Annotated in this window: 18 protein-coding genes and 1 tRNA gene; 12 read left to right on the top strand and 7 right to left on the bottom strand. The window is 72.5% G+C overall.

Annotation, left to right across the window (positions count from 1 at the left end):
• Window position 1: 1 nt before the first annotated feature.
• The 4 genes from ISU07_RS02885 to ISU07_RS24640 all read right to left on the bottom strand — a co-directional run bounded on the left by ISU07_RS02885 (window position 2) and on the right by ISU07_RS24640 (window position 4,760).
• Entirely contained in the window at window positions 2-1,174 is a 1,173-nt protein-coding gene (locus ISU07_RS02885) for an alpha/beta hydrolase-fold protein (protein WP_194705216.1), read from the bottom strand.
• On the bottom strand, window positions 1,171-2,085 hold the full coding sequence (locus ISU07_RS02880) for a type 1 glutamine amidotransferase family protein (RefSeq protein WP_194705215.1): 915 nt from the start codon (window positions 2,083-2,085) through the stop codon (window positions 1,171-1,173). Before ISU07_RS02880 ends, ISU07_RS02885 begins: the two co-directional genes overlap by 4 nt.
• Entirely contained in the window at window positions 2,082-3,299 is a 1,218-nt protein-coding gene (locus ISU07_RS02875; protein ID WP_194705214.1) for an ATP-grasp domain-containing protein, read from the bottom strand. Before ISU07_RS02875 ends, ISU07_RS02880 begins: the two co-directional genes overlap by 4 nt.
• 63 nt (window positions 3,300-3,362) lie before the next feature.
• The gene (locus ISU07_RS24640; protein WP_323742391.1) at window positions 3,363-4,760 is read right to left on the bottom strand and encodes a response regulator transcription factor; all 1,398 of its coding nucleotides are present in this window, start codon (window positions 4,758-4,760) and stop codon (window positions 3,363-3,365) included.
• An 87-nt stretch (window positions 4,761-4,847) separates the two neighbouring features.
• Here ISU07_RS24640 and ISU07_RS02865 point away from each other — a divergent pair, with 87 nt between their 5' ends.
• Window positions 4,848-5,486: a hypothetical protein gene (locus ISU07_RS02865; protein WP_194705213.1), complete on the top strand. Its 639-nt coding sequence runs from the start codon at window positions 4,848-4,850 to the stop codon at window positions 5,484-5,486.
• On the opposite strand, the gene ISU07_RS02860 is transcribed toward ISU07_RS02865, so the two are convergent.
• Window positions 5,429-5,785, bottom strand: coding sequence for a PepSY domain-containing protein (locus ISU07_RS02860; protein ID WP_194705212.1), 357 nt, complete (start codon window positions 5,783-5,785; stop codon window positions 5,429-5,431). The two genes, ISU07_RS02865 and ISU07_RS02860, sit on opposite strands and share 58 nt — an antisense overlap.
• A gap of 84 nt (window positions 5,786-5,869) precedes the next feature.
• On the opposite strand from ISU07_RS02860, the gene ISU07_RS02855 reads away from it, so the two are divergent.
• Genes ISU07_RS02855 through ISU07_RS02835 form a run of 5 tightly spaced genes read left to right on the top strand, consistent with a single transcriptional unit; the run spans window position 5,870 to window position 10,469 of the window.
• The gene (locus ISU07_RS02855; RefSeq protein ID WP_194705211.1) at window positions 5,870-6,547 is read left to right on the top strand and encodes a response regulator transcription factor; all 678 of its coding nucleotides are present in this window, start codon (window positions 5,870-5,872) and stop codon (window positions 6,545-6,547) included.
• Between the two features lie 6 nt (window positions 6,548-6,553).
• Complete coding sequence (locus tag ISU07_RS02850; protein WP_194705210.1) at window positions 6,554-7,888, top strand: sensor histidine kinase; 1,335 nt, start codon at window positions 6,554-6,556, stop codon at window positions 7,886-7,888.
• Between the two features lie 27 nt (window positions 7,889-7,915).
• A complete protein-coding gene (locus ISU07_RS02845) occupies window positions 7,916-8,716 on the top strand; it encodes an alpha/beta fold hydrolase (RefSeq protein WP_194705209.1) in 801 nt (266 codons plus the stop codon).
• A 27-nt stretch (window positions 8,717-8,743) separates the two neighbouring features.
• Window positions 8,744-9,679 carry an NADP-dependent oxidoreductase gene (locus ISU07_RS02840; protein ID WP_194705208.1) on the top strand — a complete coding sequence of 312 codons (936 nt, stop codon included), beginning with the start codon at window positions 8,744-8,746 and terminating at the stop codon, window positions 9,677-9,679.
• A 58-nt stretch (window positions 9,680-9,737) separates the two neighbouring features.
• Entirely contained in the window at window positions 9,738-10,469 is a 732-nt protein-coding gene (locus ISU07_RS02835; RefSeq protein WP_194705207.1) for a hypothetical protein, read from the top strand.
• Window positions 10,470-10,474: 5 nt separating this feature from the next.
• Here the strand turns inward: ISU07_RS02835 and ISU07_RS02830 are convergent, their stop codons facing one another.
• Together ISU07_RS02830 and ISU07_RS02825 are read right to left on the bottom strand one after the other, a co-directional pair.
• Window positions 10,475-12,886 (bottom strand): FdhF/YdeP family oxidoreductase, encoded by a 2,412-nt coding sequence (locus tag ISU07_RS02830; protein ID WP_323742390.1) that lies wholly within the window; start codon window positions 12,884-12,886, stop codon window positions 10,475-10,477.
• Between the two features lie 57 nt (window positions 12,887-12,943).
• Window positions 12,944-13,030 (bottom strand) — tRNA-Leu (locus tag ISU07_RS02825).
• A gap of 201 nt (window positions 13,031-13,231) precedes the next feature.
• Here ISU07_RS02825 and ISU07_RS02820 point away from each other — a divergent pair.
• From ISU07_RS02820 to pknB, 6 genes are read left to right on the top strand one after another with little or no spacing between them, the layout of a single operon-like run.
• Window positions 13,232-13,987 carry a DUF3662 and FHA domain-containing protein gene (locus ISU07_RS02820; protein ID WP_323742389.1) on the top strand — a complete coding sequence of 252 codons (756 nt, stop codon included), beginning with the start codon at window positions 13,232-13,234 and terminating at the stop codon, window positions 13,985-13,987.
• Window positions 13,980-14,453, top strand: coding sequence for an FHA domain-containing protein FhaB/FipA (locus ISU07_RS02815; protein WP_194705206.1), 474 nt, complete (start codon window positions 13,980-13,982; stop codon window positions 14,451-14,453). Before ISU07_RS02820 ends, ISU07_RS02815 begins: the two co-directional genes overlap by 8 nt.
• A 3-nt stretch (window positions 14,454-14,456) precedes the next feature.
• Window positions 14,457-15,839: a PP2C family protein-serine/threonine phosphatase gene (locus ISU07_RS02810; RefSeq protein ID WP_194705205.1), complete on the top strand. Its 1,383-nt coding sequence runs from the start codon at window positions 14,457-14,459 to the stop codon at window positions 15,837-15,839.
• Entirely contained in the window at window positions 15,836-17,224 is a 1,389-nt protein-coding gene (locus ISU07_RS02805; RefSeq protein ID WP_194705204.1) for an FtsW/RodA/SpoVE family cell cycle protein, read from the top strand. Before ISU07_RS02810 ends, ISU07_RS02805 begins: the two co-directional genes overlap by 4 nt.
• Window positions 17,221-18,693, top strand: coding sequence for a peptidoglycan D,D-transpeptidase FtsI family protein (locus ISU07_RS02800; protein ID WP_194705203.1), 1,473 nt, complete (start codon window positions 17,221-17,223; stop codon window positions 18,691-18,693). The genes ISU07_RS02805 and ISU07_RS02800 overlap by 4 nt, the downstream gene beginning before the upstream one ends.
• Window positions 18,690-20,486 (top strand): Stk1 family PASTA domain-containing Ser/Thr kinase, encoded by a 1,797-nt coding sequence (gene pknB, locus ISU07_RS02795; protein ID WP_194705202.1) that lies wholly within the window; start codon window positions 18,690-18,692, stop codon window positions 20,484-20,486. Before ISU07_RS02800 ends, pknB begins: the two co-directional genes overlap by 4 nt.
• The last annotated feature ends 3 nt before the right edge of the window (window positions 20,487-20,489 follow it).

The following is a 20,489-nucleotide window of genomic DNA, read 5'->3' as shown; positions in this document are numbered from 1 at the left end:
CCTATTCGTAGACGAACTTCTGGTCGCCCGGGTGCAGCCAGCCGAGGCCGTCGCGGAGGCGGTCGCGCCAGTTCTCCCAGTTGTGGCCGTCGCGCGCCTCGACGTACCGGACTTCCATGCCCGCCTGGCGGAACACCGTCTCCATGGACCGGTTGGGCGTGATGAGCGGCTCGTACATCCCGCACGTCAGGTAGATCCTGTCGGCGATGCGGCGCGGGCGGGCGCGGTAGCGGTTGACGAACTTCACCACCGGGTCGAAGACCGGGCCGCCGCCGTGCTCCTGGCCGATGTCGGTGAAGACGAGCGACGGCGACTCGAGCAGCAGTGACCCGAAGACGTCGGGGTACCGGGCCGCGGTCGAGACCGTGGCGACGCCGCCGAACGACGACCCCATCAGCGTGCGGGACACGGGGGTGTCGGAGATCGGCAGCTGCTCGGTGAGCTCGGGCACCAGCTCGCGGGCGATGAACCGGGCGTGCGGCGCGTTGTTGGCGTACTCGACCAGCCGGTCGCCCACCGGCGAGACGAACGCGACCACCATCTCGGCCACCTCGTTGCGGTGGATCAGGTTGTCGAGCACGGTCTTGGCGGAGGTGTAGTTCAGATAGTCCAGCCCGTCGTGGCAGACCACCAGCGGGTAGCGGATCACCGACCGGAACCGGGCCGGCAGGTAGAGCTGGTAGGTCACCTGGCGGCGCAGCGCCTTGCTGGCGATGGTGCGCTCGACCACCTCGCCGGGCCTCGCCTCCGGGTCGTGCTGGGTCCAGTCGGGCACGTGGTAGCCGGCTGCCGCGCAGACCGAGCTCGACCCGAACGGCCCGTGCGCGAGCTTGGGGTTGAGGGGGTCGTTGAGGAACGAGTCGGTGTGGCCGTCGCGGGTGACCTCGAACTGGTACTCGATCCGCGAGCCCTCGGGGATGTCGGTGGTGACGTACCAGAGGTGGGTCCCCTTCACCCGGCGCAGCACGAGCGGGTCGGCCAGCCCGACCACCCGGTGCCGCACCGACACCTCGTCCGCGTCGCCGCGCCACAGGAACGTCGCCCGGGAGCCCTCGATGATCGGCGCTCCCCCACCTGCGACCAGTCGCTCGACGAACCGGTCGACCGCGGCGTCGTCCAGCGGCTTGCGCTCGATCAGCCGGTTGATGGCGAGCTTGGTGGCGGCGCGGGTCACAGGGCACCCCCGCCGGCCCCGGTCTCGGTGAGGACGCGGGCGCCGTCGGGCACCGAGCCGTCGGCGGTCATCTCCACGCTCGTCCCGTCGTCGAGGAGCAGGCAGGTGGCCGGCGCGAAGCGGTGCACGAACACCCGCGTGTGCACGGGGTCGTCGAGGCGCAGCCGGCGGCGCGCGTGCGGCATCGCGACGACGTCACGCACGCGGCCGGAGCCGCGGTCCCAGACCTCGGCGCCCTGCACGCCCTGCGGGCCACGGTCGTTGTAGAGCACCACCCGCTCGGTCAGCGCCATCGCCCCGGCCGACCACGCGACGACCGGCAGGTCCTGCGGCGGGTCGACGGCGAAGAGCCGCAGGCAGCGCAGCAGGATGCCCACGTGGCCGCCGGCGACGGCCAGCACCGCCGCGTCGCGCAGGACCTCGGCGACCTCCTCACGGTGACGCCGTACCGGCTCGCTCTCCGCGGGCGGGGCCTTCGCCTCCAGCTCGGCGTACAGCTGGTCGACGGTCCGCAGGTACCACGCGTCGATGTCGCGTACGTCCCGCACGGCGTCGGCGAACGCCGAGTCGGCGATGTCGTGGCGGGCCGGGCGGCGGGCGACGGCGTACACGCTCTCCAGCGCGCGCTGGAGCCGGAGGCTGTAGATGCCGGCGAGCTCGTCCATCGCGTCCCGGTGCGACAGGGCCTGCTCGGCGAAGTGCCCGTCGGTCTCCAGGACGTCGGTGAGCCGTTCGTACAGCCGGAGGTTGCGGCTGCGCCCACCCATCACCTCGTCGAGCTCGTCGTCCGCGGGCTCGCGGTCCTGCCAGCCGGCGGTGACCGTCGCGACCGTGCCCTCGGGCGCGACCGACTGCACGGTGGTGCCCGCGGTGGTCAGGAAGCGCTGCGGGCCGAGGAGGACCGTCCTCATCCAGCGTGCACGTGGACCGTGCGACCGACGTCGTCGAGCATGGACCGGGCGGTGTCGTAGTCGGGGTGGCGCAGGCGCACCCACGCGTTCGCCATGTACCCGGCCTCGACCGGCTGCGTCGGGGTGCCGATGTCGGGCAGGTGGGCGTCGATGATCCACTCGCCGAACCGGCCGTTGACGTCGTCGAGCCCGCTGTAGCCCCGGATCGAGCCGTCCTTGTCGGGACGCAGGGCGACGATGCCGGCGGCGTACTTCCGCGTCATCGGCTTCTCGGGACCGCCGTGCACGATGGCGTGCGCCCACTCGCGGTAGACGTCGACGTCGTTCGCGGCGGAGTACAGGTCCCACGCGCCGACCCCCGGTGGGCGGCACCCGATCTCGGAGAACCGCAACCCCTTCGGCCCGTAGAACCACTCCATGTGCGTCGCGGAGGTGGTGATGCCCAGCGCCTGGATCACGCGATGGCCCATCTCGCGGACCTCGCCGTAGAACGAGGAGTCGGAGATGCGGTTGGTGGTGATGAACTGCGGACTGATCCAGCGGTGCCGCATCGCCTCCAGCACGTTGGGGTAGTAGTGGGTGGCCCAGTCGTGGGCGATGTTCCCGTCCACGCTGATCGTGTCGTAGAAGCCCTCGTGGCCCTCGACGAACTCCTCGACGGCGATGGAGGCCGCGTCGCCGAACCCTCCGAGCTCGCGCTCGAGGTCGGCCATCGAGTCGACCCGCACGGTGCCCTGGGCGCCGGCGCCGCTGCGCGGCTTGAGGATCAGCGGGAAGCCGACCTGCTCGGCGAACGCGCGCACCTCGCCGGCGTTGTCGGCCGCGGTCGAGGCGGCGGTCGGTACGCCGGCGCGCCGGAGCGCCTCCTTCATCGAGGGCTTGTCGCGGCACAGCCAGGTCGTGCGCAGCGACGTACCGGGGATGCCGCGCGCCTCACGTACCTCGGCCGCCGCCATCTGGTGCGACTCGATGGTCGCCTCGAGGCGGTCGATCCACATGCGGTCCTGCGCCCACTGCACGGCCTCGTCGAGCTGGTGCACGTCGGTGACGTTGCCGACCTGGTAGTACGCCGCCATCTGGCCGCGCAGGTCGTCGCCCAGCTCGTGCTCGGGCGACTCCCCCACGCCGACGACGTGGGCGCCCACGCCCGCGAGCGCGGACACGAAGCGCCGCTGGTTCTGCGGGAACGCCGGCTCGACGAAGACGATGTTCATCTCCGTCACTCTAGTGAAGGTCCGCGCCGGGTTTGAGGCCCCGCAGGGGTGGACCGGCCGTCCTCAGCCGGTGTGGCGGACGTACCAGGCCGCCACGCCCGCGCGTGAGCCGAGGTCCAGCTTCCTCAGGATGCTGCTCACGTGGTTCTCCACCGTGCGCTCGGACAGCGTCAGGCGAGCCGCGATGGCGGCGTTGCTCAGCCCGTCGGCGACCAGGCCGGCGATCTCGCGCTCGCGGGGGGTGAGCGGGCCGTCGTCCGGCACCGCGAGCCCGGCGATCTGGGCCTGCACGAGCGCGCGGTAGGCGACGGCGTTGACCGCGTCGGTCGCCGCCAGGGCCGCGCGCAGGTGCGTCCGGGCGCGCTCGGCGTCGCCGTACGTCGCGGCCAGCCGTCCGAGGGCCAGGTCCACCGGGCCGTCGTACGGCGTGCTGGACAGGCCGATCGCGTGCAGCCCGGAGTACGGCGCGAGCTGGTCGTAGAGGACCCTCGCGGTGTTCGCGTCGCCGAGCCAGGCGCAGGTCTCGGCGTACCCGGCCGCCGCGATGACCCACTCGGGCGCACGCTCGGGCATCCGCCGCACGTGCGGGACCAGTCCGCGCCAGAGGCTCTCGGCCTCCTCACGCCGGCCCGCCGCCTGGAGCATCCGGCAGGTCCAGCCATGGGCGAAGGGCGGCAGCCGGTCGACCACGGCGCGCACGGCCGCGGTCTGCGCCTCGAGGTCCCGTCCGGTCTCGGCGGCGACTGCCGAGGAGAAGACGAGGTGGAAGAACGCCGCCTCCCCCTCGGGGTCGGCGTCGCGGGCCCGGTCCGCGAGCCCCAGCGCGTCGTCGTACCGGCCCTCGATCAGCCGCTGAGAGGCCTCGACGAGCAGGACGTACGCCGTCCACTCGCGGCGGTCCATCCGGGCCACGACGGGTCTGAGCGCCTCGAGCTCGGCGAGCAGCGCGATGCGGTCACCGAGCACGGCGTAGGCGTCCATCCGCCAGCGGCGTCCCCACGCGGCGTACTCCGCCGTGCCGGTGCGCCGGCCGAGCTCGACGGCCTGGTCCGCCACCGACAGCCGTTCCGGGAGGTGCTCGATGGCGAACCTCGCCGCGTGCCAGGCCTGCAGACGCAGGAACGCCGCCTCGGGGTCGTCACTCTCGGGTGGCAGGTCGAGCGGCTCGGGCGGCCCGAACGGGTTGCTGGTGGCCACCAGCTGCGCGCGCACGCGGGCCGTACGGATGGGGTCGGCCTCGCCGAGCATGGCCAGCGCCTCGACGCACAGCTCGTGCACGCGGCCGGCCATCGCGCCGCCGTGCCCGACCCGGATGACCGTCGCGGCGTCGGCCAGGGCCTCGGTGTCGCCGGCGCGCCGCGCCTCGTCGGCCGCCTGCTCACAGGCCGCCACGGCGTCGGCGAGGGCACCGCGGCGGTACAGGTCGCGGGCCCGCTTGACGAGGTCCCCTGCCCTGGGCACGCCAGCACTCTAGGTGGCCGACCTGCGTGGCGCAGTTGAGTGTTTCCTCCGATGTGCGCCCGACCCCCGCTCCCTAGCGTCCCGGGCATGGACTCACGCATTCGTAGGTACGGCCTCGTGGGGGCGGTCGCGTCGGCGTTCGGCGCCCTGGGCGCGGTGGCGATCATCGCCTGGGACCGGCAGGTGCCCGCCGACCGGTTCAGCTACCCGTTCGACGCCGGCTGGTTCACGTTCTGGCAGGTCGTCTTCGCCGTCCAGCACGTCGCGATGCTGCCGCTGTTCGGAGGCCTGCTCCTGCTGGAGCGGCGCCGCCCGTCCCGCGCCCTGAGGGTGGGTACCTGGATCGGCCTGGCCGGGATGGCGCTGCTGGCCGTCAACGAGCTGGTCGCGATCGCCGCCCGCGACGCCCTGGTCGACGACTCGACCGGGTCCTTCGTGGGGACCCTCTACACCCTGCCCATGGTGCTGCTCGGGATCGGCCCGCTCGTGGCGGGCATCGGCGTCGTCCGGACCCGGCTGCTCGACGGTTCCGCACGGTGGCTGCTGCTGGGCCTCGGCGGGTACGTGTTCGCGGTGATGTTCCCGGCGGTCTTCGGCCCGATGGTCGCCGGGCGGCTGGCGATCGGCGCGTGGATGCTCGGGTACGCCTGGCTCGGCCTGGCGCTGCGTCAGTCGCCGGTCTCGCCCGCGTCCTCGCTGTCGCCCTCGATGACCACGACCGCGTAGCTCGCGTCCAGCCGCACGTCGACGGTGGTGCCGTCGGGCTCGGTCACCTCGACCTCCCACGTCGCGCCGTTCTCCCCGTCGCGCTCGACGCTGTTGGCGGTGCCGCCGCCGGTGGCGTCGAGCGCAGCGGCGGTCGCCCGGTCGGCCTGCTGCCGGGTGTAGTCCTGGCTGTGGTCCTCGCCGGGCTCGAGCCCGCCGGCCACGGCGACCCCGCCGCCCACGAGAGCGACCACGACGGCGGCCCCACCGGTCCCGAGTGCGATGCCCTTCCTCATGTCCAGCCTCATGTCCAGCCTCATGCCGACCATCCTGCGCTCTGCGCCCTGAAGCCAGCCTGAAGCCGCGTTCAGCGCGGGTTCAGCGGCCGGTGGGACGATCGGCCCGTGCGCATCCTGGTCGTCGAGGACGACAAGCACGTGGCACAGGCGGTGCGCCGCGGGCTCGAGCGCGAGGGGTACGCCGTGGACGTCGCGCTGACCGGCACCGACGGCGAGTGGCTGGCGACCGAGAACGTGTACGACGTGCTGGTGCTCGACGTCATGCTGCCCGGCCTGGCCGGGGACGAGCTCTGCGCCCGGCTGCGCACCGCCGGCAACTGGGTGCCGATCCTGATGCTCACCGCTCGCGTCGGTGCGGAGGAGGAGGCGCGCGCCCTCGACGCCGGCGCCGACGACTTCCTCGCCAAGCCGTTCTCCTTCGTCGTGCTGACCGCCCGGATCCGGGCACTGCTGCGGCGCGGCGGGGCCGAGCGGCCCGCCGTGCTGAGCGCCGGCGACCTGACGCTCGACCCGGCCGGCCACCAGGCGTGGCGCGGCGACCGGCCCATCGCGCTGACGCCGCGGCAGTTCTCGCTGCTCGAGTTCCTGATGCGCCGCCCGGGCGAGGTGCTGTCCAAGGCCGTCATCCTCGAGCACGTCTGGGACTTCGCCTTCGAGGGCGACCCGAACATCGTCGAGGTCTACGTCCGGCAGCTGCGCCAGCGCATCGACGAGCCGTTCGGGCGCTCGGCGCTCCAGACGGTGCGCCTCGTCGGCTACCGCCTCGACCCGGACGGCGGCTGACCGGCGATGAGCCTGCGCGTGCGCACCACGGCGCTCGTGGCGGTCGTCGCGGCGGTGCTGCTTCTCGGCGGGGCGCTCGCCCTCGAGTCCGTGCTGCGGCACCGCCTCACCGAGTCGGCCGACGACCTGGCGCGGTCGCGGGTCGCCGACCTCCTCACCCTGGCCGGCACCGGCGACCTCCCGACGACCCTGGTCAACGTCACCGACGACTCCGTGGTGCAGGTCGTCGACGACACGGGTCGGGTGGTGGCCGCATCGGCCAACGCGACGGGGGCGGCTCCCCTCACCGACGAACCGGCCACGGGAGGCCTGCACGTCGCCCAGGTCACCGGGCCCGACGACCGCGAGACCGAGCAGTACCGGCTGTGGTCCGCCACCGGCCCGGCCGCCGGTGGCGGTCGCGTCCGGGCGTACGTCGGCACCTCGCTGGAGTCGGTACGCGAGGCGACGGCGAGCCTGCGGGCCGGCCTGCGCGTCGGCGTACCTGTCGTGTGGCTGCTGCTCGTGCTGGCCGCCTGGCTGCTCCTCGGCCGCGCGCTGCGGCGGCTCGACCGGATCCGGGCCGAGGTGGACACCATCACCGAGGCCTACCCGTCGCGCCGGGTGGGCACGTCGGGCCGCGACGACGAGGTCGGCCGCCTGGCGACGACCATGAACCGGATGCTCGACCGGCTCGAGGGCGCGTCGGAACGCCAGAGACGCTTCGTGGCGGACGTCTCGCACGACCTCGGCAGCCCGCTGACCGCGCAGCGCACCCAGCTCGAGGTCGCGATGGCGCACCCGGCCGACGTCGACGAGGCCGAGCTCCGGCGCGACCTGCTCGCGCACGTCACCGAGATGGAGGCTCTCGTCGGCGACCTCCTGTTCGTGGTGACCGAGGACGAGCGGCCGCGGGTGCACGAGCCGCTCGACCTCGAGGACCTGGTGCTCGAGGAGGCGGCGCGGGTACGCCGGCTCGGCGACCTGTCCGTGGACACGTCCGGTGTCTCGGCGGCACCGGTGCGCGGCGACGCGACCGAGCTGCGCCGGCTGGTGCGCAACCTGCTGGAGAACGCCGCCGCCCACGCCGGGTCCACGGTGACGCTGCGCGCCGCGGTCGAGGACGGGTCGGTCGTCCTCGACGTGGTCGACGACGGGCCGGGCGTGCCGCCGGGACAGGAGGAGGCGGTGTTCGAGCGGTTCCACCGGGGCGACGCGGCCCGGAGCCGTCGCGGCAGCGGCCTCGGCCTGGCGATCGCGCGGACCGTCGCCCACCGCCACGGCGGCACCCTCGTCGTGGTCGCCGGACCGGTCGGAGCCCACTTCCGGCTGGTGCTCCCCGCCGAAAACGCGTTGCCCTGACCGAGCCCAGCGGGTTGGCTGGCGGGGATGCTCTCCTTCGACCGGGCCGGCCCGACCGGACAGCTCCCCGTGCTGCTGGTGCACGCCGGCATCGCCGACCGGCGGATGTGGGACCCGGTCCTCCCCGCCCTCACCGCGACCCGCGACGTGGTCCGCGTCGACCTGCGCGGCTTCGGCGACTCGACGGAGCGTCCGGTCGGCCCCTGGTCGCCCCGGGCCGACGTCCTGGAGGTGCTCGACCACCTCGGCATCGACCGCGCCCACCTGGTCGGCTGCTCGTTCGGCGCGGGGGTCTGCGCGGAGCTGGCCATCGAGCGACCGGCGCTGGCCGCCTCGCTGGTGCTGGCCGCGCCCGGCGGCGCGCTGCTCACCGAGAAGACCGACCAGCTGGCGGCGGCCTGGGAGCTGGAGGGCGCCGCCATGGAGGCCGGCGACATCGACGCCGCCGTCGAGGCCAACGTCACCGCGTGGGTGGACGGCCCGCACCGCGGACCGGACGTCGTGCCGGCGGCCGTGCGGGACGCCGTACGCGTCATGCAGCGGCGCAACTACGACCTGACCCTCGACTGGCCCGACGAGGTGTGGGAGGCCGACGACGAGCTGCACCCCGAGGCGCACGAGCGGCTGGACGAGATCACCGCGCCGACCCTGGTGATCTCCGGCGAGCTGGACATCGACAGCATCCGGCTGGCCGCGGACCACGTGCTGGCCGGTGTCTCGGACGTGCGGGGCGTGGTGTGGCCCGACGTCGCCCACCTGCCGTCGATGGAGCGGCCCGCCGACTTCGCGGCCGAGGTGCTCGACTGGGTGGCGCGCGCGGAGGAATGACCTCCCACCGGGTCGCGTTGTCGCCGCATGACACGCGTGGTCGTCCCTCGTGACTTCGGCAGCCCGGACGTCCTCGAGCTCCGCGACGTGCCGACCCCCGAGCCGGGACCGGGGGAGGTCCGCGTGGGCGTCCGCGCCATCTCGGTGAACCCCGTCGACTGGTACCACTACGACGGCGTCCACTCCGACGACCCGGAGGACCTGCTCACCTTCGGCTACGAGGTGGCCGGCGTCGTCGAGGCGCTCGGCGCGGACGTCTCGGGCTGGACCGTGGGTGACGAGGTCGTCGCGACCGAGGTACCCGGGAACGGGTACGCCGACCAGGTCCTGGTCCCGGCGTCCGCCCTCCTCGCCAAGCCGGCCCGGGTGTCCTGGGCAGCGGCCGCGTCGGTCCCGGTCGCGGGCGGCACGGCGTACCACGCCCTCGAGGTCGTCGGCGTCGCTGCGGGTGACACCGTGCTCGTGCACGGCGCGGCCGGCGGCGTCGGGGTCCTGGCCGTCCAGCTCGCCGCGCGGCGAGGGGCGAGGGTGCTGGCGACCGCGAGCCCGGGCAACCACGACTTCCTGCGCTCGCTGGGAGCCGAGCCCGTGGCCTACGGCGACGGCCTGCTCGACCGGGTCCGCGCTCTCGCACCCGACGGCGTCGACGCCGCCCTCGACCTGGTCGGCACCCAGGAGGCGCTGGACACCTCGCTGGCGCTGGTCGCGGACCGAGACCGCGTCGTCACGATCGCGGCGTTCGCCGTCGCCACGCAGCTGGGCATCAAGCTGATCGGCGGCGGGCCGGACGCGGACCCCGGCACGGAGATCCGCCCCGTCGGGCAGCGTGAGGTGCTCCGGCTGCTCGACGACGGCGTCATCGACATCCCGGTCGGCCGCACCTACGGGCTCGACGAGGTCGCGGACGCGCACCGCGCCAGCATCGGCCGCCACGTGCGGGGCAAGCTCGTCGTCGTGCCCTGACCGCTCCGTCAGCTGGGTCTTCAGGCTGGGTTCAGCCGGGTCGCGGGATGGTGCGGGCATGACCAGCCGCACCCTCGCCGTCGTCGCGACGGCCTCCGCCGTCGCCGCCCTGCTGACCGGCAGCGCCGCCTCGGCGCCCGCACCCACCGCCGCGCCGGCCTCCGCACCGGGCAACCCCGACCCGCACCTGTTCGCCCAGCCCACCGACAACCCGTGGTTCCCGCTCGCTCCCGGGCTCGTCACCCGGCTGCGCGGGACCGACGGTGACGAGCACTTCCGCGAGACGGTCCGGGTCACCGACCGGACGCGGACGGTCGCCGGCGTCCGGGTCACCGTCGTGCACGACGTCGTCCGACGCCCCGACGGGACGCTCGCGGAGAAGACCGACGACTGGTACGCCGCCGACCACGCCGGCAACGTCTGGTACTTCGGGGAGGACACCGGCACCTACGACGCGCACGGCCACCTCGAGGACAAGGAAGGCTCGTGGGAGGCCGGTGTCGACGGGGCGGTCGCCGGGATCATCATGCCCGCCGACCCACGGCCGTCGTACGCCGCACGGATGGAGTTCTCCAAGGGCGTCGCCGAGGACCAGGCCTGGGTCGTCCAGCGGCTGCCCCGGGTGACCACGCCCGGCGGGACCGAGGAGGACATCGTGCGCACCCTGGAGTGGAGCCGTCTCGAGCCGAAGGTCGTCTCGATGAAGTTCTACGCCCGCGGCCTCGGCATCGTCGAGGAGAAGGACATCGCGGCCGGCGACGAGCACTTCTGGCTGGTGTCCTCCAGCTGAGGTGACTAGCTCAGGTGTCGGGGCTGGACGCGTGACTTGTGCTCCCGGTCGGCGCCCACCGCGGCCTGGGTGCCCTGGTCGGTGCGCCAGGCCGCCTTCCCGCTGGCGTGCTCGAGCCGCACGATGACCGACTTCGACGTCGGACAGTTGCTGCCGCGCGCCGTGGAGTCCAGCGGGACCAAGGGGTTGACCTCCGGGTAGTACGCCGCGGCGCACCCGCGCGGGGTGTCGTACTCGACGATCCGGAAGGCCGGCGCGGTGCGCTCGATGCCGTCGTCGAACTCGCTGACCAGGTCGACGAGGTCGCCGTTGTCGAAGCCCAGCGCCGCGACGTCGTCGTGGTGCACGAAGACCACGCGCCGCCCGCCCGAGATGCCGCGGTAGCGGTCGGACAGCCCGTAGATCGTGGTGTTGAACTGGTCGTGGCTGCGCAGCGACTGCAGTAGCAGCCGCCCCTCCGGCACGTGCAGCACGTCCAGGGGGCTGACGCTGAAGATCGCCTTGTCCTCCTCGGTGGGGAACTCCCGGGAGTCGCGCGGCGGGTGCGGCAGCACGAAGCCGCCCGGCTGCCGCACCTTCTCGTCGTACGCCGCGCAGCCCGGCACCACGTGCGAGATGGCGTGCCGGATGTGCGTGTAGTCGGCTCGGTACGACGCCCAGGGGATCGGGGTGTCAGGCCCTAGGTCGTCGGTCAGCGTGGCTTCCGCGATCCCGCAGACGATGTCGACCTCGGAGCGCAGCAACGGCCCGGCCGGCTTCAGCGGCCCGCGAGAGGCGTGGACCGCCGACATCGAGTCCTCGACGGTGACGCGCTGGTCGACGCCGCCGGTGCGGTCCTGCTCGCTGCGTCCCAGGGCCGGGAGGATCAACGCGGTGTGCCCGCAGCGCACGTGGGTCCGGTTCAGCTTGGTGGAGACCATCACCGTCAGCTCGGCCCTCTCCATGGCCTCCTCGGTGACGAGCGTGTCCGGTGCCGCGGAGACGAAGTTGCCGCCCATGCCCATGAAGAACCGGGCCTGGCCGTCCCGCAGCGCGCGGATCGAGTCCACGGTGTCGAGGCCGTGCTCGCGCGGCGGCTCGAAACCGTGCTCGTCGCGCAGGGCGTCGAGGAAGTGGTCCGGCGCCTTCTCCCAGATGCCCATGGTTCTGTCGCCCTGGACGTTGGAGTGCCCGCGCACCGGGCACAGGCCGGCGCCGGGCCGGCCGATGTTGCCCTGCAGCAGCGCGACGTTGACGAACTCCTTGATGGTGTTCACGGCGTTGCGGTGCTGGGTGATGCCCATCGCCCAGCAGTGCACGGTCGCCCTCGACGCCATGAGCATCTCGGCCGCCTCGCGGATGAGTGCCCGGTCCAGGCCGGTTGCCCGCTCGACGGCGTCCCAGTCCACGGCGCGCACGTGGGCGGCGTACTCCTCGAAGTGCGCGGTGTGCCGCTCGACGAAGTCCCGGTCGATCGCGCCGTGCTCGAGCAGTACCGCTCCGAAGGCCTGCCACAGAGCGAGGTCGCCGTTGACGCGGATCGGCAGGTGGAGGTCGGACAGCCCGGTGCCCCGGCCCGCGAGCCCGCGGACGGTCTGCGGGTTGTCGAAGCGCAGCAGACCGGCTTCCGGCAGGGGGTTGATGGACAGGATCCGCGCGCCGTTCTCCTTGGCGATCTCCAGCGCGGTCAGCATCCGCGGGTGGTTGGTGCCGGGGTTCTGGCCGCTGATGACGATGAGGTCGGCGCGGTGCACGTCCTCCAGCGAGACCGAGCCCTTGCCGATCCCGATGGTCTCGGCCAGGGCGACCGAGGTGGACTCGTGGCACATGTTCGAGCAGTCGGGCAGGTTGTTCGTGCCGTAGGCCCGGGCGAAGAGCTGGTAGACGTACGCCGCCTCGTTCGACGTCTTCCCCGAGGTGTAGAAGATCGCCTCGTCCGGGCTGTCGAGGCCCTTCAGGGTCTCGCCGATCAGCGCGAAGGCCTCGTCCCAGGCGATCGGCTCGTAGTGCGTGGCGTCGCGGCGCCGCACCATCGGGTGCACCAGCCGGCCCTGCTTGCCCAGCCAGTAGTCGCTGTGTCCCGTGAGCTCGGCGAGGGAGTGGTCGGCGAAGAACCCCGGCTCGAGCAGGTCCGTCGTGGCCTCCTCGGCGACCGCCTTGGCGCCGTTCTCGCAGAACTCCGCGTGCTTGCGGTGGTCGGGGTCGGGGTCCGGCCAGGCGCAGCCCTGGCAGTCGAACCCGTCGACCTGGTTGAGCTTCAGCAGCGTCTGCGCCGTCCGGCGCACGCCCATCGCGTCGACCGAGCGCTTCAGCGAGACGGCCACGCCGGGGATCCCGGCGGCGGACTTCCACCGCCGGCCGACGTGGACGTCGGCCTCGTCGAGGTCGACGTCGCTTCCGGCTCGGACGCGGGGCGAGTGGTCGCGAGGGATCAGCACGGTTCATGAGTACCCGGGCGGCGTTCGCCGGACACCAGCCCTAGGGGTGGAGAAGTCTGGTGCGCGAGGGGGGAGTTGAACCCCCACGTCCTTTCGGACACACGGACCTGAACCGTGCGCGTCTGCCTATTCCGCCACTCGCGCCAGAAGCGTGCTGAGGGTATCCCAGCGCCGGAGGACCGCCCAAACCGGTGGGCGACGGCGGGTCGTGCGCCTGAGAACGCGCCGGAGCGCTGCGTGAGGCACGCGACCTGAAGCATCGGTCGGGTGCGGGGAGGAGGAGACCCCCCTCGCTACGATCGACGGACCACCCGGCGGGCGCGACAACCGAGCTGGGACTTCAGCGTGCGTACCGGGAAGGAGGCGGAGGTGGGCGGCCTGCAGCGGTTCGAGCAGCGACTGGAGAACATGGTGTACGGCGCGTTCGCCCGCGTCTTCCGCAGCGCGGTGCAGCCGGTGGAGATCGCGGCGGCGCTGGAGCGCGAGTGCGACAACAACGCCCAGATCCTCAGCCGGCAGCGGCGGGCGGTGCCGAACGACTTCCACGTCGAGCTCGCGGGGACCGATTTCGACCGGTTGGCGCCGTACGACTCCACGCTCGTGCAGGACCTCACCGCGCAGCTCCAGGAGCACGCCGACCAGCAGCACTACGTCTTCCCGGGGCCGGTGACGATCGCGTTCGAGAGCGCCGAGGACCTGTCCACCGGGCGGTTCCGGATCAAGAGCCGCGCCCAGGCCAAGGTCACCAGCAACAGCAACCTGACCCGGCAGCGGCGGCCGCGCGCGCTCATCGAGGTCAACGGCACCAAGCACCCGCTGGTCCCGCCCGGGCTGGTCATCGGCCGCGGCACCGAGGCCGACGTCCGGATCAACGACCCCGGCGTGAGCCGGCGGCACATCGAGTTCCTGGTGTTCACCCGCGACGACGACCTGGACATCGAGGTCGGCGACCTCGGCTCGACCAACGGCATGCTCGTCGACGGGCACCGCGTGCAGCGCACGGCGGTCCAGGACGGCAGCCGGGTCAAGATCGGCGGGACCACGATCACGGTCCGGGTGACCGAGGATGAGTCCGAGGACAGGGAGTACGGCGATGTCTGAGCTGACCTTGTTCCTCATCAAGCTGGCGTACCTCGCGATCCTCTGGATCTTCGTGCTGTCCGCGCTGTCGGTGATCCGCTCCGACATGTTCGGCGCGCGCATCCCCGAGGGCGCGCGCGCCGCCGCGGCCAAGCGCGACGCCCGGCCGCCCAAGCCGCCGCGCGCCCGGCGCGGGGCCCCGACGCACGTGCTCGTCGTCGACGGGGAGAACCAGGGCGAGCGGGCCGAGCTGGCCGAGGCGCCCATCCTCATCGGGCGCGGGCCGGACGCCGCGATCCGGCTCGACGACGACTACGTCTCCACCCGCCACGCCCGGATCGCCGCCTCCGGCGACCAGTGGTTCGTGGAGGACCTCGGCTCGACCAACGGCACCTACATCGGCAACGTGCGCATCACCCAGCCGACCACACTCACCCTCGGCACCCAGGTGCGCGTGGGCAAGACAGTGATCGAGCTGAGGAAGTAGCCGATGGCCTTCCGTCTCCGCTACGCCGCGATCTCCGACGTCGGGCGCGTCCGCAAGGACAACCAGGACTCCGGGTACGCCGGCCCCTGGCTCCTCGCGGTGTGCGACGGCGTCGGTGGTGCGGCCCGCGGCGACCTCGCCTCGGCCACCGCCATCGGCCAGCTGCGCAAGCTCGACGCCAAGCCGAGCTCGACGGCCAGCGACGACATGCGCAGCGCGGTCGCCGGCGCCCTGCACCGCGCCAACGACCGCATCGCCGAGCTCGTGGACGACGACCCGGCGCTCAGCGGCACCAGCACGACCGCGACGCTGGCGCTCTTCGACGGCACGAAGCTGACCTTCGGCCACGTCGGCGACAGCCGCGCGTACCTCTTCCGCGACGACGAGATCCGGCAGGTCACCAAGGACCACACGTTCGTGCAGAGCCTGATCGACGAGGGCCGGATCACCGACGAGGAGGCCCGGACCCACCCGCACCGCAACCTGATCCTCAAGGCGATCGACGGCGTGCACGACATCGACGCCGACATGTTCGACATCGACATGCACCAGGGCGACCGGCTGCTGCTGTGCAGCGACGGCGCGAGTGGCGTGCTCGACGACGGCCGGCTGGCCGACATCCTCTCGATGGGCACGCCCGACTACGCCGCGGTGGAGCTGGTCCGCGCGAGCCTCGAGGCCGGGACCAACGACAACGTCACCTGCATCGTGGCCGACGTCGTCGACGAGTCCGAGGTCGGGCCCGAGCAGCAGCAGCCGATGACGGTCGGCTCGGCCGCGGACCTGAAGCGCCGCCTGCACGTGCCGAAGACCAACCTCTTCCGCGGCCACCGCGCCGGCGACACCGGCGAGCTGGAGCCGGTGAAGGCCGAGATCCCCGACAACCTGACCGGCAACATCCCGCCCTTCGCCATCGAGACCGACCCGGTCGACCCGGAGGAGGCCCGCTACGCCCCCCGTCCGCCGCGGCGGTTCCTCCTCGCCCGCCGGCTGCTGGCCGCCGTGGCGCTGGTCGGCCTGGTCTGGATGGCCGGCGCGGCGGCGTACTCCTGGAGCCAGCAGCAGTACTTCGTCGGCGAGCAGGACGGCAGCGTGACGATCTTCCGCGGCCTGAACGCCGACGTGCCCGGGATCGACCTCTCGCACGCCTACCAGACCACGAACGTCTCGCTGGACCGGCTGTCCGACTACGACGCCTCCACGGTGCGTGCCGGCATCGACGCAGACAGCCTGGCCGACGCCCAGCGGGCCGTGAAGCGGCTCGCGGCCAACCAGTCCCTCGACGAGGACACGACGGCCACCCCGACGGAGAGCGCCTCCCCCAGCGACACCGTGTCGCCCACCGCGACGGCCACGCCGACCGACACGGCGAGCGCGACGCCATGAGCCAGTCCGGGGTGATCATGGAGTTCGTGCACCGCCGCCGGCGGGGCGCGGAGCTGTTCCTGCTCGTGCTGGCGCTGGCCGTGGGCGTCGGCGCGTACGCCGCCGTCGGGCTCGGCGTCGACGAGGAGGTGCCGGCCGACATCATCGGGTACGGCGGCTGGCTGGCCGCCCTGGTCGTGGTCGCGCACGTCGTGGTGCGGTTCGTGGCGCCGTACGCCGACCCCGTGCTGCTGCCGGTCGTGGCCGCGCTCAACGGCCTCGGGCTCGCCGTGATCCGCCGTCTCGACCTCGCCGAGGACACCACCTTCGCCCGGCAGCAGCTGACGTGGATGACGGTCGGCGTCGCGCTGTTCGTGCTGACGCTGCTGCTGCTGCGCGACCACCGGGTCCTGCAGCGGTTCACCTACACCAGCGGCCTGGCGGCGCTGATCCTGCTGCTGCTGCCGCTGGTCCCCGGCATCGGCACCGACATCAACGGCGCGCAGATCTGGATCCACGCGGGTCCCTTCAGCTTCCAGCCGGGCGAGATCGCCAAGCTGCTGCTGGTCGTGACGTTCGCCGGGTACCTCGTCCTGCACCGCGACGCGCTCGCCCTCGCGGGGCGGCGCGTGCTGTTCGTGGACCTGCCGCGCGGCCGCGACCTCGGGCCGATCCTGCTGATGTGGCTGGTCAGCCTGGGCGTGCTGGTGTTCGAGACCGACCTCGGCTCGAGCCTGCTGTTCTTCGGGCTCTTCCTGATCATGCTGTACGTCTCCACCGAGCGCGCCGGCTGGCTGATCGTCGGCACGGTCCTGTTCCTCGCCGGGGCCATGGCGGCGTACCGCGTCGAGTCGCACGTGCAGGTGCGCGTGGACACCTGGCTGCACCCGTTCGACTACTACTCCGACGCCTCGGGCGGGAAGAGCTTCCAGCTCGTCGAGTCGATGTTCGGCATGGGGTGGGGCGGCCTGCTCGGCCGCGGCCTCGGCCTCGGCATGCCCGACCGCATCCCGCGCGCCGAGTCCGACTTCATCATGGGCGCCATCGGCGAGGAGCTCGGCCTGACGGGCATGATCGCGGTGATCCTGCTCTACGGCCTGATCGTCGAGCGCGCCTTCCGTGCCTCGCTGATCTGCCGCGACGGCTTCGGCAAGCTGGTCGCCGTGGGCCTCGGCGGCGTCGTCGCCCTCCAGGTCTTCGTCGTCATCGGCGGCGTGACCCGCCTGATCCCGCTCACCGGCCTCACCACGCCGTTCCTGTCCTACGGCGGGTCGTCGCTGGTCGCCAACTGGGTGCTGGTCGCGCTGCTGCTGCGCATCTCCGACCACGCCCGCCGCCCGGCTCCCATGCTCGTGACCGACGACGAGGCCGACATGGAGACCACCCAGGTGGTGAAGATGGCGTGAACAAGCCGATCCGCACCATCTCGATCTTCTGCATGCTGCTGTTCATCGCGCTGATGGTCAACGCGACGTACCTCCAGTACTGGCAGTCCGACGCCCTGGACAAGAACCCCCTGAACCGGCGGATCATCCAGGAGGCGTTCAGCCGCGAGCGCGGGGCGATCCTGGTCGACGGCAAGCCGGTCGCCGTCAGCAACGAGAGCGACGACGAGTACAAGTGGCAGCGCACCTACCCGCTGCCGTACAAGTACGCCCCGGTCACCGGGTGGTTCTCGTACTACTCCCAGACCGGCGTCGAGCAGAGCCAGAACGACGTGTTGTCCGGCGACGACTCGCGCCTCTTCGTGACCCGCCTGGTCGACCTCGTCAACGGCAACCAGACCAAGGGCGGTCGCGTGTCGCTGACGATCGACCCCGACGCGCAGAACGCCGCGTTCGACGGGCTCTCGGCGCTCGGGCCCGACGTCCAGGGTGCGGTGGTGGCACTCGAGCCGACGACCGGGAAGATCCTGGCGATGGTGTCGCTGCCGACCTACGACCCCAACAAGCTGGCCTCGCACGACTTCTCCTCGGTGAGCCAGACCTACGACCAGCTCAACGAGGACCCGGCCAAGCCGCTGCTCAACCGGGCCATCCAGACCACGCTGCCGCCGGGCTCGACGTTCAAGCTCGTCACCGCCGCCGCGGCGATCGAGAGCGGCAACTGGGACGCGTCCTCGCAGGTGCCGGCGGGCGCGACCTACCAGCTGCCCGAGACCCGGGGCGACACCGGACTCATCGACAACGAGGGCCGCTACCAGTGCGACCCCAAGCGGATCTCCTTCGAGACCGCGATGGAGTGGTCGTGCAACACGACGTTCGCGCAGCTGGCCATCGAGGTCGGGGCGGAGGGCATGTACCACCAGGCGGAGGCCTTCGGCTTCAACGACCACTACCTCGACGACCTCGGGCCGCAGGCCGAGTCGGCGTTCCCGGCGGGCACCAACAAGCCGCAGACCGGGCAGACCGGGTTCGGGCAGTTCGACGTCCGGGCCACGCCCCTGCAGATGGCGATGGTGGCGGCCGGGATCGCCAACGGCGGCACGGTGATGAAGCCCTACCTGGTCGACGAGGTGCAGTCCGCCGACCTGCAGACGCTCGACAAGACCGAGCCCAGCGAGCTGTCCCGCGCCGTGTCGCCGACGACGGCCAACGAGCTGACCAAGCTGATGGTCGCCACGGTGAACGAGGGCACCGCGTCCCCGGCCGCGATGGACGGCATCGAGGTCGCCGGCAAGACGGGTACGGCGCAGAGCGGTGTCGAGGGCAAGCCGCCGTACGCCTGGTTCGTGAGCTTCGCGCCCGCCGACGACCCCCAGGTCGCGGTCGCGGTGATGATCGAGAGCGTGCCGGGCAAGGACACGAGTGAGATCGCCGGCGGCGCGCTGGGCGGTCCGATCGCCAAGGCCGTGATGGAGGCAGTGATCCGATGACCAGTTCCGCGCACGGACCGACCCTCGTCGGCGGCCGCTACGAGCTCGGCGAGCTGCTGGGCCGCGGTGGGATGGCCGAGGTCCGCAAGGGCACCGACACCCGGCTGGGCCGGGTGGTGGCGGTCAAGCGGCTGCGCACCGACCTGGCCAGCGACGCGACGTTCCAGGCCCGCTTCCGTCGCGAGGCGCAGTCGTCGGCCTCGCTGAACCACCCGGCCATCGTCTCGGTCTACGACACCGGCGAGGAGCTCACCGCCGACGGCATCTCCCAGCCCTACATCGTCATGGAGTACGTCGCCGGGCGCACGCTGCGCGACATCCTGCGCGAGGGCCGCAAGATCCTGCCCGAGCGTGCGCTGGAGATCACCTCCGGCGTGCTGTCGGCGCTCGACTACAGCCACCGCGCCGGGATCATCCACCGCGACATCAAGCCCGGCAACGTGATGCTCACGCCGAGCGGCGACGTGAAGGTGATGGACTTCGGCATCGCCCGGGCCATCTCCGACGCGTCCTCGACGATGACCCAGACGGCCGCGGTCGTCGGCACCGCGCAGTACCTCTCCCCCGAGCAGGCCCGCGGCGAGACCGTCGACTCTCGATCCGACGTCTACTCCGCCGGCTGCCTCCTTTACGAGCTGCTCACCGGCCGGCCGCCGTTCGTCGGCGACAGCCCGGTCGCCGTCGCCTACCAGCACGTGCGCGAGCTCGCGGTGCCGCCCAGCGACCACGACACCCAGCTCTCCCCCGAGATCGACGCGATCGTGATGAAGTCGCTGGCCAAGCGCGTCGAGGACCGCTACCAGTCGGCGGCCGCGATGCGGGCCGACATCGAGCGCTACCTCGCCGGTCACCCGGTGCGCGCGACCGCGCCGCCGCCTCCCCCGCCGGACGACCGCACCACCGTCGCCCCGACCGGCTACCAGGCGTACCCGCCCGACCCGGTGACCACGACCGGCCGTCAGCCGGTCCCCGAGCCGGACGACGACGGGGGCGGCAACCGCACCGGTCTGCTGCTGTTCCTCGGTGCGCTGCTGGTCGCGCTGATCATCGGGGCGGCGTTCCTGCTGCCGATGCTCTTCGAGGACAACCCGCAGCAGGTCCAGGTGCCCGACCTGATCGGCATGACCGAGCAGCAGGCGCGCGCGGCGATCGGCGACGCGGGGTTGTCGGTCGGCCAGCCGGAGTACGTCGCTGACCCGAACGTCGCCCGCGACAAGGTGATCAAGCAGGACCCCAACCGCGACACGTTCGTCGAGCCCGGCGCGACCGTGACCATCACCGTCTCGACCGGGAAGCCGATGACGACGGTGCCCCCGGTGGTGGGCCAGACCCGGGAGGACGCCCAGGCGTCGCTGCAGAACGCCGGGCTGAAGGCCAAGTTCCAGGAGAAGGACGGCGACGCGCCTCGCGGCCAGGTGCTCGAGACCAACCCGGCCGCCGGCGAGCAGGTGCCCGAGGGGACGACGGTCACCGTGTTCTTCTCCGACGGCCCGTCGAAGGTGCCGGACGTCGTCGGCATGACCGAGGACGAGGCCAAGCAGGCTCTGCAGAAGGAGGGCTTCAAGGCGTTCGTGACGACCTCGAACGACACCACCGAGCCCAAGGGCACCGTCATCGAGCAGAACCCCGACGGCGGGAGCGAGCAGCCGCAGGGGACGTCGGTGACGATCGTGGTGTCCTCCTACGAGGAGCCGACCGAGACGCCGAGCACGGGGTTGCCGACCGAGACGCCCACCGGGCTGCCGACGGAGACGCCCACGGCCACGCCGAGCAGGGGCGGGCCGACGCCGTAGCGA

The organism is Nocardioides islandensis (assembly GCF_015352455.1).
GTDB lineage: Bacteria > Actinomycetota > Actinomycetes > Propionibacteriales > Nocardioidaceae > Nocardioides > Nocardioides islandensis.
Note: the sequence above shows the minus strand (reverse complement) of the source record. Positions and strands in the feature narration are given on the sequence as shown.